This window comes from Mesorhizobium sp. M8A.F.Ca.ET.218.01.1.1 (assembly GCF_004791165.1).
In the GTDB taxonomy this organism is placed as follows: domain Bacteria; phylum Pseudomonadota; class Alphaproteobacteria; order Rhizobiales; family Rhizobiaceae; genus Mesorhizobium.
Window position 1 is genome coordinate 230,450 of the sequence record NZ_SRUZ01000007.1, and the last position, 15,387, is coordinate 245,836.

The following is a 15,387-nucleotide window of genomic DNA, read 5'->3' on the forward strand; positions in this document are numbered from 1 at the left end:
ACAATGGCCACCTTATCATGATCCGCGTCCTCCCGGCTCAACAACTCGCGCGGGATGGAAGTTGTTCCCTGATTGGCCCATGAGCCGGAGGCTTGCGTGGCGGTTGATCCACGGAGAATGTTTGCGTCAGCCGAGGAGGCGGCGACATGAAGGCCGCGGCAAAGCGATTTTCTTGAGCATGCGTCAGAACGTTGTTGATGGCCACCGGCTCCGCCCTTGCCAAGTCAATCGATAGGAATATATTCCTCGCGCGGCGATTTCTGCAATCTGAGGCCGCACCATGTCCAAAACTATTGCCGATGCCATTCGCAACCGCGAGACGTTCTACGTCACCTGCGGGCATCCGATGTGCAATCATTCCCTCCAGATCGACTTGCAAGCGCTGGGCGCCCGCCTGGGGCTCGACCACGGCGCCATGCATAACGACTTGGTGAAAGTGTTCCGGTGCGATCTGTGCAAGCGTGCAGGCAGGGGTCAGCGGCCGGTGTTCTTCACCTGCATCCCTGATTATGGCGCGATCGATCGGCGGAGGAACAGTAGCAAAGACTGACTGGCGGTCTTGGCCGAGTGCTCCGCTGGCGGGCTACAGTTTTACGCTTCGCGGTTCGTATGATCGGGGGGCCGGGAATGCGGCGGCTCGGCGCCGGAGTTTGGAGGGGAGCGCCGAGCCTAGCCGGCCGGTACCTGTGGGGGGCCACGGGGTCCTGCCGGGCTGGGCCGACTATGCCCCGCCTTCCAATAAGAACGAAGTCATCCGAAAGGAGGTGTCCTTGCGCGACATTGGCCGCGTCATTTCCCGTCCGCAACCAACCCTGCCGCCACCCGTTGACCCTATGCTGGGTAGATCCCTAGCACTTCTGTCTCTTCCCGCCGGTTTCGCCCGGCGGGCTTTTTCATGCCTGGAACATTCTTTGGAGGCGGGCGTTAATGATATCGTGGTCGATTCTTTAGGATGTAGCCACGCCCAGGGCCCGTCGCGGGGGGCCACGCGGCGGGCCTTTCATTTAAGGCACGGAAATTCAATAACGCTGGCCAACGGCTCGTGGCTTGGCTTGAGCCAGAAGAGTTGACGCAAATCGCGTTGGTCGGCCGGCTGGCCGCGGCTTAGTCTCCAGATGGTGACGACGTGGTTTGCCAGGCTTTGTTGCATGAGTATGGAGCCTCGAAAGTTGGAACTATTTTAGCGCACGCTGATTGAATCATCGGCAGCCGGGGTCGACTGCTGACCAACGTCCCTCCAAGACCTTTGGTCGGCCCGCGTCAGAGTTGGGTGGCGCGGGCCATCGCTTTCGGAGGCCGGGGAAGGTTGCGCGAGTCCTGTGCATGCCGAAGACGAAGGCTGGATTCACGGTGCCTTTCCTACCAGCCCTGCCTGCTATACCAGTCATCGATATCCCGACGGGCGCGATCCTTTTCGATGCCGTAGCGCTCCTGGATCTTGCCTTCGAGCTGATCGCGTTTGCCGGCGATGCGATCGAGATCATCGTCGGTGAGTTTTCCCCACTGTTCTTTGACCTTGCCCTTCACTTGCTTCCAGTTTCCCTCGACGCGATTCCAGTCCATGACAACCTCCTTCGTTCGAAAAAGGCGCAACGTCGTCGTGTCGAGGAAGTTCCCAAAAGGCCATCTGTGGCGGCCTTCGGGGGATCGATGCATATTCGACGATACGTCAAAAATTGCATCTAAGTCATTGGTTTTGTTTGGTTCCCGCTCATGGGCTCGAACCACGATTCACGCCTTCAAAGGGCGCTGTCCTACCATTAGACGAAGCGGGAAAGGCGGGACGTTATGGCGTCCTTGCGGCTTGCCGTCAATTCGGACCACCGGCCGTCAATTCGGGAAATCGACGCCCGGGTCCTGGCAGCGATGGACCGGGCAGGTACCGTCGCGGGACGGGATATAGGCCGACATCGGGACGTCAGGCCAGTCGCACTCGTTGCCGAACTGCCTGACATAGCGGTCATAGGTGTTGCGGCCGGTGGTCAGCACCACGGCGCGATGGCTCTGGATCATGGCGCGAATCTCGCCGCAACTCATGGAGCGGCTGTCGGGACGGGCATCGGCCAGGCCGGTCGTCGCGAGCACGGCGCCGATGGCCATCAACAAGGTCAGAACGCGAGCGGACATGAGGGTTCTCTTTGGTTTGACTGAATTGCACATGCGGCCGGTCCGGATTGGCGCTGGAATGGCCGCTTGCATTGTCGCACACAACCGCTTTCGTGTCTGTTGGGTTCCGCGCAACCAAATCGGGCGTCGCGCATTGCTGGGCATGGACGGCAGGAAACCCTACGAAACACCGCAATGGTGGCCCGGAAACGAGGGCCGTGAGGCGATGTGCTGTTCCTTCTGCGGCGGCCGCTACCATCGTTTCGAGGAGTGTCCGCGAAGATCCGATCCTTTCCGGCCTGGTGAACCCGACGGCGACGATACAGCGGAGCAATCAGTCGGCTGATCCGAGGTGACTGGCAGTGGCTAACCGGGGCGGTGGCTAACCGGCACCGGCCTTGACCTCGCCGAAGAAATCGATCAGCGCGCCAGCCGTTTGCCCGGGCATTTCCTCGGGGAAGAAATGCCCGCCTGACATAGCGCGGCCACGCACGTCATCAGCCCAGTTCCGCCATAACGCCAGCGGTCCGCCTTCGCCGGCATACCATTGGGCCAGCGCGCCTTGCCCGCTCCACAGTGCCAGGACCGGGCAGGCGATGCGCCGGCCGGCGGCTTTGTCCGCCCGGTCGTGTTCGCGGTCGAGCGTTGCCGCCGCCCGGTATTCCTCGCAGATCGCGTGGATGTGGGCGGGGTCGCGCAAGGCATCGACATAGGCCCGGCGGATGCCGGCCGGAAAGACATCGGACGACGAACCCCAGCCGCCCAGCGCATTGTCGACGATGGCGTCTGGGGCGCCCGCCAGGATCTTTTCCGGCAAGGGCGCGGGCTGCGCCAGCAGGGACCACGGCCAGTAACCAAGGGCCAGCCGGGCATCGGCCCGGTCCCAGGCATCGGCCGTGGGCACGATGTCGAGCACGGCGAGTTTTTTGATACGGTCGGGATGGTCGAGCGCCAGGCGGTAGGCGACACGCCCGCCGCGATCATGGCCGGCGACCATGAAGCTGGTAAAGCCGAGTTCCGCCATCATCGCCACCATGTCGGATGCCATGGCCCGCTTGGCATAGGGCGCGTGATCGGCGCTCGATGCCGGGCAGGCGCTGCGGCCATAGCCGCGCAGGTCGGCGCAGATGACGGTGAAACGTTCGGCGAGCGCCGGTGCAACATCGCGCCACATCAGATGGGTTTGCGGAAAGCCGTGCAGCAAAAGCACCGCCGGTCCGCCACCGGAGCGGCGCACGAAGATGCTGGCGTCCCCAACGTCGACGTCGATAGGCTGGAAATGCTCGAACATGGCCGGCCTCCGGCACAGGCAACGGATGGAGACCAGAGTTGGTTGCAGCGCGTTTCGTGCAAGCGCCGGCGCTGTCGGCGTCGCCCGCGGCCTTGGCCTCTGGCAGGTGGCAAGGTTCGCCACGCTGATCGTGCTGATCCTGGCAGGGCTTGTGCGCCGGCTCGAACCCAGGGCCGGCCTTGGGGAGGGCGACAAGAAAGCCGCTCCGGCCCCAAAGGGGGCCCCCGCGAACAGGCCTCTTCGCCAACCCTTTTGGGCCAACCTTTTGGGCCGACGGGCGTTGTCCCATGAAGGGAAGGCCGCCGCGGGCGGCTGTTCAACGAAGGAGGCCGAGATGAAACCTCTCGCCATTGCATCATGCGCCGCGATGCTGGCCCTGGCGATGCCGGCCGCGGCACAGACGGCTCAGCAGATACCGAACCAGCAGGGCGACAAATGCCGGGTGCAGACGGATCAAGGCGGCAAGCAGCAGTCCGGCAGCGGCGACCTAAGCGAAAAGCTCAGTGATTGCGGCGGCGTGTTGAAGCCGCCGGCTACCGGCGACCAAGGCATGGCCGCGCCGGCGCCCGATGAAGGCAACACACCGGTAATCAAGCCTGGCGAAGTCCCGCCCCAGCCACCGAAGCAGTAGAGTTGGTTTAGACGACATTGCAGTGCCTGCAGCGGAACCTCGCGAACCAGGAAACGTTTCTATGACAAGACGGACCTGGGAAGGATTGGATCGTGAGAGATATTGCCGGCACCGCCACGTTGCTTGCCTCTATTGCTGTTGTGATCGTCCTGATGCTGATGGCGCCGAAGAGCTTCGGCTTCGAAAGCTCCCACCCGATCGTCAACGGCGATCTGCCCACCCAATGATCGAAAATGGGTCCAAAAAAAGCAGGCGAGTTCGCCTGCTTTTTGTTTGGGCATTGCCTTGGCCTATCGGACCAGAAGGCCGGCGTGATCGCACAGCGCGGTAAAGGCCTCCTGTGCCTGTGCCGCGCCTTCATTGTTGGTTAGCGCCGCCTCGATCTTCTCGCGCGCGGCCTGGTAGAAAGGGCCGCGCTTGGCATGCGGCCAGTCGATGAGGACTTCACTGGCGTCCTGGAGCGTGGCCACCTCACGGATCGTGTCCGATCCATGCGGCTTGACCCGCAGCGGTGTCGACAGCATCAAATCGGCCATTGGTTTTCCCGCTATTGGAGGATGCGCGCTTCACGCGCGGCGTCGATCATCGCCCGCATCGCCTTTTCCGGCGGCGTCCAGCCATCCAGGGCATCGCGGCAGCTGCGCAGTGCCGCCCGGTAGCGCCGGCCCCGGCCGGCCGGCCAGTCACCAAGGCATTCCAGACCTTCCCAGGCGCTGCGCACCACGCGCTCCCGTTCGGGCGCGAATTTCAGGCGGATCGGTCGGGGAAACATCTTGTCGTTCAACGGTCGTCTCCATGAATCGCATGGCGGTCAAAACCGGGGGCGAGCCGACATGCACAGAGGAAGCGCCGGATAACGTGGCCGACAGGGCAGGGTTCCAGGTCCGGACGATCAATTTTCAAGCTTGCGCTCAATCGCTCGCGACGGCGTCCGACAAGGCTCTCGGCGCTGGCAGATCCGCGCCCTCTGCCAGCGGCCGGTCATGCTCGAACTGCTCGGCGTCGGGCAAGGCATGCAGCCAGGTTTCGCGCCGGCCGGTCCACAATTCATATTGCGGTTCAAGGTCCGTCGGCGCGACGTCGAGACTGCCGAGCATCACCTCGGCCTCGTTGTCGTCGACCCAGGCGACGCGGCTGCCGCAGGTCGGGCAAAAGCTGCGTGTGCCGTAGCTTGCCACTTCGCCCGATGTCTCGAAGGCATCGCGCGGCCAGATGGCAAAGGCGGAATAGACCGAACCGCTCGCCTTGCGGCAGTCCTTGCAGTGGCAAAGGCCAACCCGTGACGGCTGGCCGGTGACGACGAAATGCACGCCGCCGCACAGGCAGCTACCGGTCCTGCGTGTTGTCTCGGACATGGTTGCGGCCCTCCGTTTTCGCCACCCTGGCTGTCAGCCATACGGCTGTGCAGCCGATGCTTCGTCAGTTTGGCATGCCACGGGCCGGGCGGGACAGATGCTCGTCTGCCATTTCGTTGGCCAGGATGAGAAACCGGGAAAAAGACATCCTGTTCACCGTACCGCCGGGCCCGGTTGACGCGGCCCGCAGCAATCTTCAACGCCATCCAGGTGAAATGGTTGCCGCCTTGCGGGCCGCGTTCTTCTATCCGCGCGCGGCCATGTGGTTGTCGAGCTTCTTGCGCGAGGGGCCATAGCGCTTGATGATGGTCTGCGCCTCGCTCTGCGGAATGCCGTATTTGCGCGCGAAGGCGGCGACCTCATAGGTCTCCTCGCTCGAGACCAGCTTGCGGTCCTGCTTGGTCTTCGATTTGTCGTCGGGCATGGCTGGCCTCACTTTCTGTAAGCCGCATGGTTGCGCGGACGTCTAGATGTCGCGGTCAGACATAACACGGATCGGTCATGCTGGTTCCATGGCGGATGGCGGCGACCGCCGGGCGCTTGCCGCCGGCCCCGGTTCAGGCCGATGGAAAGGCCGAGTCGGCGCCGTGGCCGTCAGTCGCGCCGCATTCGGCGCAGGGCGCGCTGGCGCCGGGGCAGCCGCGGTAATGCGTGCCGGCGGGACAGCAAAGGCCGTTTGAACTCGTCCAGCGCGGGCACTGGAAAACCTGCCCAGTGCCGCCGCAGCCATCGCACTCCAACACCGGTGACCGGACCAGATAGGACTTCGTTCCCAACCTGACGCTTGCGCCCAAAACTCGACCCACCCCAAAATCACTGCACAGGACACGCCGTGCATTAGCCCCAGCTAACAATATCACGTTGCCGGTTACGGACAAGTTTCAGGATCGTTAATTGTTCATGAATGCCCGGCGCATGTTGTGGGGGCTGACGATCGGCGCCCTGCGCGTGCTCCGAAATCGGAGAGAAAAAAATCGCCGACTCATGAAAAATCGCTGGCCCATGTCGGATCCGCGCGTGGCGGCGCGTCCTTGGGGCTGATGAAGCTGGAGAACAACCATGTCGTCGCAAATCGCACAATCGCCGTGGCAGACCGCGGCCCTCCTCGTTGCCCGGCTGATCTTCGCCGCCGTCTTCCTGATGGCGGTGACCTTCAAATTCATGGGCATGGAGGCCACGGCGGGCTATATCGCGACCGCCGGTTTCCCGTTCCCGCTCTTCCTCGCCTGGTGCGCGGCGATCCTGGAGGTTGCGCTGGTGCTGTGCTTGCTGAGCGGCGCCTTCTTCACGCAGGCCGCCCTGGTCGCCGCCGCCTATGTGCTGTTCCTGGCCTTTGCCTTCCACGGACCCAGCCACTGGTCAGGCAACCAGGCCGAATTCGGCTTCTTCGTCGACCATTTTTCATTCCTGGCCGGCCTGCTGTTCGCGGCGGTCCATGGACCGGGGAGGATTCTGGCGCTGAACCTGGAATGGCCGGGCAGGGCTTAAGTAGCCCGCCCGGCAAGGCGCGAAGAGGACCTTACATCTGGTCGTTGTAGGGCTCCTTCATCTGGCCGACCATGCGGGCCAGCTTCGAGAAGGACGGCATGTCCGCCTCCGGCTGGCACTGGTTGGCGAGTTCCAGCAGCCGGATCGGGAAGTTGACGGCGTCGCGGCTCGACGCCGACATGCCTCCTGATCGCTCCTCGCCGGTTTCGGAGGCCTCGGCCTTGCGCAGCGCAATGTCGATCTCCTCCGCTGTCAGCACGCCCTTCTTGACCAGGACGTGGTTGATCGAGGCGACGGCCATCAGCAGGCCTTCGAGTTGCAGGTTGGCGACGTTCATGGACTGCTCCCTCCATTGATCGCAGTGGAAACGCGTCAGCGGCGTTTCCGATCCCAGGACGCCGGTCGGCCGGACGCGTCTATTCCTGCGTCAGGCGCTCGCCATATTCGCGCCACACCGCCTTGACCTCGAGGCTGCCGAGGCGCGGGATCGAGGGGTCGCCGCAGTCTATGGCGACGGTGCTGATGTCGTAATTGGGGTAAGCGTGGGCGACGAAGCGGATCGCTTCGCCAAGCGAGTGCACCCGGATGATCGGATCCGCCTGGCCCTGGCCAGTGCTGCGCACACCGGAAACCGTGGCCGGAGCGTGCCGCATCCTGAAGACGGATGCCATGGCTGGTCTGTCCATCGTCCTCTCCTAAAAGGCCGTGCGACGGGAATCATTCCATGAGCTGCCGCTGATGATTTCACAGGAGCCGGCTGTTGAAAAGCCTGATGAATGTCAGGGCCGCGGTCATGCCCCCTCCAGCTAAATGTGAATTTTTTCCTAGAAGCTCGTTGATCGGGTGAGGGCAGCCATGCTACATATTTGTCCATGGTGCTGATTTGCGCCAACGACCCGCCGCCGAGGCGGGTTTTGTTTTTTGGCGCCATGCCAGGAACGCCGCTGCGATTGCAAATCTGAATGCTGGCGGGACAGCGCCCCCCTCTGTCCTGCCGGACATCTCCCCCACATGGAGGGAGATCGGCAGCTTTGGCGCTCCGCCACTCCATCAGACGTTGGAAATTGGCGAAAGCCGGCGAGTGCTTAATCTCCCCCCTCGTGGGGGAGATGTCCGGCAGGACAGAGGGGGGCGCCGTAGAGCGCTACTTCCGCAAGATGCGAGAAATCCCATGCCCCGCTATGCCACCATCATCACCGGCGATGACGGCTTTGAAGTCGTCAGCGCCATCGGCGAATTCGAGGGCGCGGCGCCGCGGGCGCGGCTCGGCCGTGTCGAGGCGGTTGCGCCCGGCGTGCTGATCGGGATGGTGCGGGACGCCAGCGGCGGGTTTTGTTTTCCGCCGGCCGGCATCGACAGCCGCGCTGTCGGCCTCGCCATGGCGAAGCTCAAGGCGAGGGCCGGGGCGGCAAAACCTGCCGCAAGGCCGAAGCGTGGCAAGCGGGCCGGGTAGAAGACCGTGCGCTCGAAGAAGGCGGTCCGGCGAAGCAGATCGGAACCGTCCAAAGCGGCGACCGGCGATGCCTTGGGGTAGGCCGATGGCTGACGAAACCGACGTCGCGCCGAAGCGCCGCAAGGCAAGGCCGGCGAGGCGCAAAGCCGCCGCCAGCCCGGCAGCCGCGAAGGCGCCCCGCCCGAAGCGGACGAAGAAGACGCTGGGCGACGATTTTCTCGCCGCCGTGCGGGCCGATTTCCGGGCGCATGGCGCCGGCGTCCTGGCCGAGGTGCGGGCCGACAAGCCCGACCAGTATCTGAAGATCGTGCTTTCGGTGCTGCCCAAGGACATCGATGTCGCCATCAACCAACTGGACACGCTGAGCGATGAGGAAATCCGCAGCCGCATCCGCGCCCTCGAAGCCGTCCTCCGGCCGTTCCTCGACGAACCCTGCGATCCCGGCCCTGCCGATCCCGGCCCCGCTGATGCCGGCGAGCGCGGAATATCTGGCGCTGCTGGCGGAACTTGACCGCCGGCGCCGCGCCAACCAGTTGGCGGCGTACAAACCGTATCAGCGCCAGGCCGAGTTTCACGCGGCCGGCGCGACCAATCGCGAGCGGCTGTTCATGGCCGGCAACCAGCTCGGCAAGACCAGGGCAGGCGGCGCCGAATGGGCCATACACCTCACCGGCCGCTATCCCCAGTGGTGGCAAGGCAAGGTTTTCGACACGCCGGTGCGGCTGTGGGCCGCCGGCGTCACCGGCGAGGGCACGCGCGACAACCCGCAGCGCGTGCTGGTCGGCCCGCCGCAGCAGCAATCCGCTTGGGGCACCGGCATGATCCCGGCCGATGCGATCGCCGACACCATCATGGGACGCGGCGCGCCCGGCGCGCTCGACAGCGTCGTGGTGCGCCATGGCGGCGGCGGCGACGTACAGGCCGGCGAGAGCGTACTGTCGTTCAAGAGCTTCGAAAAGGGCCGCGAGAAATGGCAAGGCGAGACGCTGCACGGCGTCTGGTTCGACGAGGAGCCGCCGCTCGACATCTATTCCGAGGGCCTGACCCGCACCAACGCCACCGGCGGCATCACCATCGTCACCTTCACGCCGCTGCTGGGGATGAGCGATGTCGTGTTGTTGTTCCTGTCGGCGGGGGAGGTGGAGGGGATGGGGAAACCCAACGGAAGATGAATCAGGGGTATTTGCTTCCCGCAAGCTGCCTGGCGCGGCCTTCGGCAGTCGGCGATTTGCGCGTGAGTGGCATACACCTAACCAACGTTTGTCGGGTGCCGCGATCATAGTATTGCACACAGGACTTATTTGGTGTGTCCGGGATGCAAGCATTAACGTTGCTCTTTATCCACTTTCCTCCGCCGCTGAAAGCGATATATGAGGGGTAGTTTTTGCAAGTAGTTTCCTTGCTGGAATAGGGAACATTCGCTTGGCTGGTGCATGCCGATGCACTGGTGGCAATGGCGACAACGATTGCAATCCGGATCATGCCTTCCCCCAAGTCTTGTGTCAGCTTCGCATTGACGAGCCGTTGTATCAATGGCTGAAGCTCTATTGGAGCATGCTTGCATGTCCCGCCACGTTACCTTCATGACCATCGACGATGCCGCGCATTATTCGCCCGGGGAACGCGCGGCGATCGTCGCCGCCTATCCCGAGCATGAGCGCGAGGCCCGTGCCCGGGGCATTCCGGTGCTGGGTTCCGGCCGCATCTTTCCGGTGGCCGAGGCGCTGATCGCCTGCGAGCCGTTTCGCCTGCCGCGCTATTGGCCGCGTATCGGCGCGCTCGATTTCGGCTGGGATCATCCTTCGGCCGCCGTCGAGCTTGCCTGGGATACGGAGGCCGACGTCGTCTATGTCACCAAGGCGGCGCGCGCCTCGCAACAGACGCCGGCGATGCAGGTGCTGACGCTCAAACCCTGGGGCGAATGGCTGCCCTGGGCATGGCCGCGCGACGGCCGCCGCGAAACACTGGAAGGGGCGGGCACAGCACTCGCCAGGCAATATGCCGCGCATGGGCTGAATATGCTGCCCGGCCATGCCCGTTTTCCAGATGGCTCGGTCTCGGTCGAGGCCGGCCTGATGGAGATGCTCGACCGCATGCAGAGCGGCCGCTTCAAGGTGTTCTCGACGCTTTTGCCCTGGTTCGAGGAGTTTCGCTTGTTCCAGCGGCAGGGCTTTCGGATGTACCGCATCGTTCGGGATGCGTTCGGGCCATCGACCGGTTATCCCGAAGGCCTGCTCGTGAACGGCATTCCGTTGTGCGACCAGGTGGTCTTTGAACGGGATCTCGGCGCCGATTGACGATGGCGGATTGCCCGCATGTGTTGCAATGCCATTGGACTAGCGACAGCCATCGCACACAACCAATAGCCCGCTCCGGTTCGCCGGGGCGGGCTATTGGTGTTTCTGGGCCTAACGCGCATCTTCGGATTTTTCATGCATGGCGTGCTCCAAAGCCGGGTTACTTCGGTAGACCTGCCTTAGGCCAGGATGTTGACGGCGCGGGCCGCGACCAGCGCGATCGTCAGCAGCGAGATCATCGCCTCCGCCATCATCAAAAGCTTGGCGCGTCGGGAAAGCGGCAAGGTGTCGGTCGGAGAAAATGCCGTCGCGTTGGTGAAGGCGAGGAAGAAATAATCGACGAAGCCAGGCAGCCAGTCGCGGATTTCGCGATCATTCAGGGTCATTTGCGGAAACAGGAAATCGGCATCGGCGCGTTTGACCAGGCCGCAGGTCGGCGGCCCGCCCCGGTCGGTGCTCCAGAACCACAAGGCAAAGACGATCACGTTGGTGACCCAGATGTTGAGCGCGTCGACCAGCAGCGTCTGGCCGCTGGAGCCGGCATGGCCAGCCAGCAAGGCACGCACCAGGAGCACCAGCGAACCGCAATTCATGACGCTGACGACGCCGGTCATCACCAGGGCCGTCCGGCGGATCATGACGCGAAACCGTCCGACCAGATACCAGTGCTCCTCCTCGACCGCTTTCTGGGTGGCGGCCTGCGTCCAGGCGGTGGCCACGGACAGCGGCGCGAGCAGGGCGGCCTCCAGCGCCGGCGCCAGCCAGCGGGGACCGAATGAAAGATCGTTGATGACCAGAAGCTGCAGGCAGATGATGACGAGGACCGCCGCGCGCGCCAGCCAGAAGTCGAGCGCACGGTGGTGAATGACGGCATGCGGGTGACGCATCGAATATCCGGGATTTTCTAGTGGGATCAGGTGTGCGGGCTGTTCTGCCCGGTAAGGGCAACGGGACGCCGAAGTTCCCGCTCAATCTTGGTCTTGCAATGACCTGCAAGTATACTTTTTTGTAAGCTTTGACGTTGGGGCTGTTCGGCAAACCGGGCAATGTGGTTTAAGCCGCGCATGGCGGGAATTGACGACTCCATCGATCGTTGGGTGCCGGCAGGGCTGCCTGCCGTGGCGCTGGACTCGTCGTCGTTCTGGTCCGCCCTGCTTCGGCACCCCTGGGGTTTGCTGGCACTTTTGTGTCTGGTGCAGACGCTGTGCTGGACCGTGGTGCCAACACTCATCGATCCCGCACCGCCCGGCGATGTCGTGGAAGGCTTCATGTGGGGCCGCGAATGGGTGCTTTTGACCTACAAGCACCCGCAGCTCCCCGGCTGGCTGCTCGAGGCCAGCCATCTCCTGACCGGATCGTTCCGCTGGCCGCAATATCTGCTGGCCCAACTGACGATCTCGGCCACGTTCGTCCTGGTCTATCTGCTGGCCCGCGACATGCTCGGACAACGCCGCGCGCTGGCCGCCGTGCTTTTGATGCCATCGGTCTATTTCTTCGGCTGGCCGACGCCGCAATTCAATCACGACTATGCGCAAATGCCGTTCTGGGCCGCGATCTGCTGGCTGCTGTGGCGCGCCGGCCGCGGTGGCGGGCCAGGCTGGTGGCTGGCGCTCGGACTGGTGTCGGGCGTCGGGCTTTATGCCAAGTTTTCCACCGGCCTGCTGCTTGCCTTCGGCGCTCTCTGGCTGCTGTCCGACGCGCGCGCGCGCAGTCGGCTGGCGACGCCCTGGCCGTGGCTTGGCCTGGCCGTTTGTCTCGCGGTCGCCGCGCCGTTGGCCATCGCACTCTACCGCATCGATTTCCTGCCGTTGACCTATTTCGCCGGCCGCGATGCCTGGGTAACCGAGCACCGTGCGCGCCTCTACTATATCGGTGTCCAGCTAGCCGGGTTTTCCGGCTTCCTCCTGGTGCTGGCGATATCAGGGCTGCTGCGGCGCACGTCGGCTCCGCAGGACCCCGTCGAGCGCGGTAAGCTGGTCTATCTCACCTGGATGGGACTTGGGCCGGCGACGCTGATCATGGTCGCCTCTTTGTTCACCGGCACCGGCGAGGCCTGGGGCGCGCCGATGTACAATCTCGTCGGCGTCGTCGCGCTCGCCTTTCTCGGTCACCGGCTCGGTGCCCCCGAGATGCGAAGGTTGGCGATCTGCGCCTTCATCTGCATCGTGGCCATGTCGGGGGCCTATGCGGCCATCCGCTGGACGGATTGCAATGTGCGCGGGCGGATGGACGCCGTCTGCTGGCCGGCGCGGCCGATCTCGGACGAGGCCGAGGCAATCTGGCACGCGGCGGTGCCGGGCCGGCTCGACATCGTCGGTGGCGACACCAATCTTGCCATGCTGGCGGGCCTCAACGCCTATGACAAGCCGTCGATCTTCACCGATCTCGATATGCGGTTCGCACCCTGGATCACGAGGCAGCGGTTGCGCGACCATGGCATGCTGATGGTTTGGCCGGGTCGTCAAGTGCCGTCGCGGCTGCGGGCATGGTTGGACAACATTCCGGTCAAGACCGTTCTTTTCAACTGGTCGCGCGAGGCACCGCCTGTGGCGATCAGTTTTGCGGCCATTCCACCTGGTATCCGATATCTGCCGGTCGCCGCCAGTAGCCGGACACGGCATCCGCGCAACTGAGGTGCCCCCAGTTCCTTAGGGGGCGAATTTCACCGGTATAGCCGAATGGCCGCTCGTCCGACTGGACGAAGCAGGCGACAATGCCCATTTATGGGACTATCCAAATTTGTTGTCGCGCAATTCCCCGGGGAACGCCGCTACAGGTTTCCCGGAATTGCCTTTTGAGGAGACGTTACATGGCGACTTCGAGCGAACGTGCAGTGCTTGCCGGCGGCTGTTTCTGGGGCATGCAGGATCTGATCCGGCGCATGCCGGGCGTCCTCGCCACGCGTGTCGGCTACAGCGGCGGCGACGTGCCGAATGCCACCTATCGCAATCATGGCACGCATGCCGAAGCCATCGAGATCAGCTTCGATCCGGCGAAAATCAGCTTCCGCCAGCTTCTGGAATTCTTCTTCCAGATCCACGATCCGACGACGCGCAACCGCCAGGGCAACGATGTCGGCATGAGCTATCGCTCGGCAATCTACTACACTAGTGAGGAGCAGAAGCGTGTGGCGGAGGACACCATCGCCGATGTCGATGCCTCTGGCCTGTGGCCCGGCAAGGTTGTCACCGAGCTCGCTCCAGCCGGAGTGTTCTGGGAGGCCGAGCCCGAGCACCAGGATTATCTGGAGAAGTATCCGAACGGCTACACCTGCCATTTCGTCAGGCCAGGTTGGAAACTGCCGGTTCGTGAAAAGGCCGTTTCATAAGGCTCGCGGATCAGTCTTTGCGGCAGTGGGTTTAAGCGCCCGCCGATTGCCGCGAGGCCATATCAATAGCGGCTGTCAGCCCCGCCCGGCGGTTGACAGTCCGCGGCACTGCTGACCAACTGCGCGGGTTGATTGATTTCAGGGGGAGCATGAGGAAACTCTACGAAAAACCTGTGTTGGTGAAGCGGGAAAGGCTCTCAAGTGTCGCCGCGGCAGGACCGCTTTCTCCCAAACCAGGCTGACGGCTCGGCCGGCCTTTTGGTCCTGACCGGACGGGTCCGTGACGGTGCTCGGATTGCCGGGCGATGTCTTGCCCCGCCGGATTTGAAAAGATGATTTCTTTCGAGCCTGTGGCCGGCGCCCGGCAGCTCAATGCAGTTTTCATCCTGGATGTTTCTGCTTACACCGGGCCTCTGCTTTCCGGCTGGATCGAGGCGGGAAACCGTATTGGCGCGATCATCGTGCCTGGCTTTCAGCGCCCATCCAGAGGCTTCAGCATTGGCAATTTTCGACGCCGGCTGAGGCGCCAGCTTCTGCTCAGGCGCTATCTCGGCAACACGCCGGTAAAGTTGATCGAATTCGGCCGGCCTTACGACTGGGATGAGCTTGGCCGGCAATTGCCTGACATCGCCGCGGATGTACTGATCTGCTACGCTTTCCCGACCTTGATCCCACAACAACTGCTCGGCCTCTTTCCCAAGGGCGGGCTTAATTTTCATCCGGCGCTGCTGCCCAACTACCGGGGGCCGCACCCTCTCCATCGCCTGGTCGCGGACGGCCAGCATGCCGTCCATGGCGGCGTGACATTGCACAAGATGTCCGCCAATTTCGATGACGGCGACATCCTCGGACAGGTGCCGTTCTGCGAAGCACACTGGGCAACGCGGCGGGATGTGGCCGACAGCGTGGCGACCGCGATGCGCGCGTTGGTGCGCGAGGTGGCGCCAGCCTATTGCAAGGATTTGGTGTCCGGGACGCGGCAGCCAACCGGTGATTTCGTCTGGGCGCGACTTGAGCGGAACCACATGGCGATTTCATCCGACATGTCGATCGAGCACGTTGCCCGATTGTGGCACGTCCTGGGCGGCAATCCCGGTATCTATCTGGACGTTGCCGGCCGCGAAGTTCGGTTGGCCTTTCAGATCGCGCGACTGGGTCCGCCAACTGGAAAAGGTCCGGTCAGGCGATGGGGGAGGGTGGAGTTCGATCTTGCCAATGGCCGAGTTCGATACCTCACCTATGGCCGCCTGCTCAAACGGCTGATGAAAATGCACACCGCATTCGCACGGCCAAAAGCCGGAAAACCGTGCCCCGAAATAAGAGTGTTTGGCAAAGTGGCCAGCGAATCGGTGCCAGAGGTACCGCCAGCCGGTCGTGGCGTATAGTGAGACCAACGAGCATGGAAAGCGCGGAACTTGCGTCCGCGCTTTCCCTGCTG

General features: G+C 63.4%; 21 protein-coding genes and 1 tRNA gene. 11 read left to right on the forward strand and 11 right to left on the reverse strand.

The genetic code is table 11. The features are described from left to right. The first annotated feature begins 280 nt into the window (after nt 1-280). The gene (locus EN861_RS24890) at nt 281-550 is read left to right on the forward strand and encodes a hypothetical protein (RefSeq protein ID WP_127279763.1); all 270 of its coding nucleotides are present in this window, start codon (nt 281-283) and stop codon (nt 548-550) included. Between the two features lie 809 nt (nt 551-1,359). Here EN861_RS24890 and EN861_RS24895 read toward each other — a convergent pair. The 4 genes from EN861_RS24895 to EN861_RS24910 all read right to left on the reverse strand — a co-directional run bounded on the left by EN861_RS24895 (nt 1,360) and on the right by EN861_RS24910 (nt 3,397). Continuing rightward, nucleotides 1,360-1,563 carry a CsbD family protein gene (locus tag EN861_RS24895; RefSeq protein ID WP_127279764.1) on the reverse strand — a complete coding sequence of 68 codons (204 nt, stop codon included), beginning with the start codon at nt 1,561-1,563 and terminating at the stop codon, nt 1,360-1,362. A 138-nt stretch (nt 1,564-1,701) separates the two neighbouring features. Next, nucleotides 1,702-1,775: transfer RNA gene (locus EN861_RS24900), tRNA-Gln, on the reverse strand. Between the two features lie 55 nt (nt 1,776-1,830). Continuing rightward, nucleotides 1,831-2,127 (reverse strand): hypothetical protein, encoded by a 297-nt coding sequence (locus EN861_RS24905; protein ID WP_127279765.1) that lies wholly within the window; start codon nt 2,125-2,127, stop codon nt 1,831-1,833. A gap of 361 nt (nt 2,128-2,488) precedes the next feature. Beyond that, nucleotides 2,489-3,397, reverse strand: coding sequence for an alpha/beta hydrolase (locus EN861_RS24910; RefSeq protein WP_127279766.1), 909 nt, complete (start codon nt 3,395-3,397; stop codon nt 2,489-2,491). A gap of 334 nt (nt 3,398-3,731) precedes the next feature. Between EN861_RS24910 and EN861_RS24915 the strand changes: the two genes are divergently transcribed. Then, the gene (locus EN861_RS24915) at nt 3,732-4,028 is read left to right on the forward strand and encodes a hypothetical protein (protein ID WP_135866168.1); all 297 of its coding nucleotides are present in this window, start codon (nt 3,732-3,734) and stop codon (nt 4,026-4,028) included. A gap of 92 nt (nt 4,029-4,120) precedes the next feature. Continuing rightward, a complete protein-coding gene (locus EN861_RS36665; protein WP_281041223.1) occupies nt 4,121-4,255 on the forward strand; it encodes a hypothetical protein in 135 nt (44 codons plus the stop codon). Nucleotides 4,256-4,318: 63 nt separating this feature from the next. Here the strand turns inward: EN861_RS36665 and EN861_RS24920 are convergent, their stop codons facing one another. The 4 genes from EN861_RS24920 to EN861_RS24935 all read right to left on the reverse strand — a co-directional run bounded on the left by EN861_RS24920 (nt 4,319) and on the right by EN861_RS24935 (nt 5,807). Continuing rightward, on the reverse strand, nt 4,319-4,564 hold the full coding sequence (locus EN861_RS24920; protein ID WP_135866170.1) for a DUF982 domain-containing protein: 246 nt from the start codon (nt 4,562-4,564) through the stop codon (nt 4,319-4,321). Nucleotides 4,565-4,575: 11 nt separating this feature from the next. After that, the gene (locus EN861_RS24925) at nt 4,576-4,812 is read right to left on the reverse strand and encodes a DUF982 domain-containing protein (protein ID WP_127279401.1); all 237 of its coding nucleotides are present in this window, start codon (nt 4,810-4,812) and stop codon (nt 4,576-4,578) included. Nucleotides 4,813-4,939: 127 nt separating this feature from the next. Then, entirely contained in the window at nt 4,940-5,383 is a 444-nt protein-coding gene (locus tag EN861_RS24930) for a GFA family protein (protein ID WP_127870391.1), read from the reverse strand. A 244-nt stretch (nt 5,384-5,627) separates the two neighbouring features. Beyond that, the gene (locus tag EN861_RS24935; RefSeq protein ID WP_015317039.1) at nt 5,628-5,807 is read right to left on the reverse strand and encodes a DUF3606 domain-containing protein; all 180 of its coding nucleotides are present in this window, start codon (nt 5,805-5,807) and stop codon (nt 5,628-5,630) included. Nucleotides 5,808-6,442: 635 nt separating this feature from the next. Between EN861_RS24935 and EN861_RS24940 the strand changes: the two genes are divergently transcribed. Next, on the forward strand, nt 6,443-6,871 hold the full coding sequence (locus EN861_RS24940) for a DoxX family protein (RefSeq protein WP_135866172.1): 429 nt from the start codon (nt 6,443-6,445) through the stop codon (nt 6,869-6,871). 31 nt (nt 6,872-6,902) lie between these two features. Here EN861_RS24940 and EN861_RS24945 read toward each other — a convergent pair whose 3' ends face one another. Beyond that, on the reverse strand, nt 6,903-7,208 hold the full coding sequence (locus tag EN861_RS24945) for a hypothetical protein (protein ID WP_127279404.1): 306 nt from the start codon (nt 7,206-7,208) through the stop codon (nt 6,903-6,905). A gap of 79 nt (nt 7,209-7,287) precedes the next feature. Further along, entirely contained in the window at nt 7,288-7,557 is a 270-nt protein-coding gene (locus tag EN861_RS24950) for a hypothetical protein (RefSeq protein ID WP_127279405.1), read from the reverse strand. 485 nt (nt 7,558-8,042) lie between these two features. Here EN861_RS24950 and EN861_RS24960 point away from each other — a divergent pair, with 485 nt between their 5' ends. The 4 genes from EN861_RS24960 (at nt 8,043) to EN861_RS24975 (ending at nt 10,621) form a co-directional block, all read left to right on the forward strand. Continuing rightward, nucleotides 8,043-8,324 carry a hypothetical protein gene (locus tag EN861_RS24960; protein WP_245512104.1) on the forward strand — a complete coding sequence of 94 codons (282 nt, stop codon included), beginning with the start codon at nt 8,043-8,045 and terminating at the stop codon, nt 8,322-8,324. Between the two features lie 85 nt (nt 8,325-8,409). Then, a complete protein-coding gene (locus tag EN861_RS24965) occupies nt 8,410-8,835 on the forward strand; it encodes a hypothetical protein (RefSeq protein WP_245512105.1) in 426 nt (141 codons plus the stop codon). Beyond that, nucleotides 8,792-9,496: a terminase family protein gene (locus EN861_RS24970; RefSeq protein ID WP_245512106.1), complete on the forward strand. Its 705-nt coding sequence runs from the start codon at nt 8,792-8,794 to the stop codon at nt 9,494-9,496. The genes EN861_RS24965 and EN861_RS24970 overlap by 44 nt, the downstream gene beginning before the upstream one ends. 390 nt (nt 9,497-9,886) lie before the next feature. Beyond that, nucleotides 9,887-10,621: a terminase family protein gene (locus tag EN861_RS24975; protein ID WP_135866177.1), complete on the forward strand. Its 735-nt coding sequence runs from the start codon at nt 9,887-9,889 to the stop codon at nt 10,619-10,621. A 179-nt stretch (nt 10,622-10,800) separates the two neighbouring features. Here the strand turns inward: EN861_RS24975 and EN861_RS24980 are convergent, their stop codons facing one another. Beyond that, nucleotides 10,801-11,508, reverse strand: a complete 708-nt coding sequence (locus tag EN861_RS24980; protein ID WP_135866179.1) for a hypothetical protein — start codon at nt 11,506-11,508, stop codon at nt 10,801-10,803. A gap of 177 nt (nt 11,509-11,685) precedes the next feature. Between EN861_RS24980 and EN861_RS24985 the strand changes: the two genes are divergently transcribed. From EN861_RS24985 to EN861_RS25000, 3 genes are all read left to right on the forward strand, one after another. Then, entirely contained in the window at nt 11,686-13,254 is a 1,569-nt protein-coding gene (locus tag EN861_RS24985; RefSeq protein WP_245512107.1) for a glycosyltransferase family 39 protein, read from the forward strand. A 176-nt stretch (nt 13,255-13,430) separates the two neighbouring features. Next, complete coding sequence (msrA, locus tag EN861_RS24990; protein ID WP_127279086.1) at nt 13,431-13,949, forward strand: peptide-methionine (S)-S-oxide reductase MsrA; 519 nt, start codon at nt 13,431-13,433, stop codon at nt 13,947-13,949. A gap of 350 nt (nt 13,950-14,299) precedes the next feature. Then, the gene (locus tag EN861_RS25000; RefSeq protein WP_189343726.1) at nt 14,300-15,334 is read left to right on the forward strand and encodes a formyltransferase family protein; all 1,035 of its coding nucleotides are present in this window, start codon (nt 14,300-14,302) and stop codon (nt 15,332-15,334) included. The last annotated feature ends 53 nt before the right edge of the window (nt 15,335-15,387 follow it).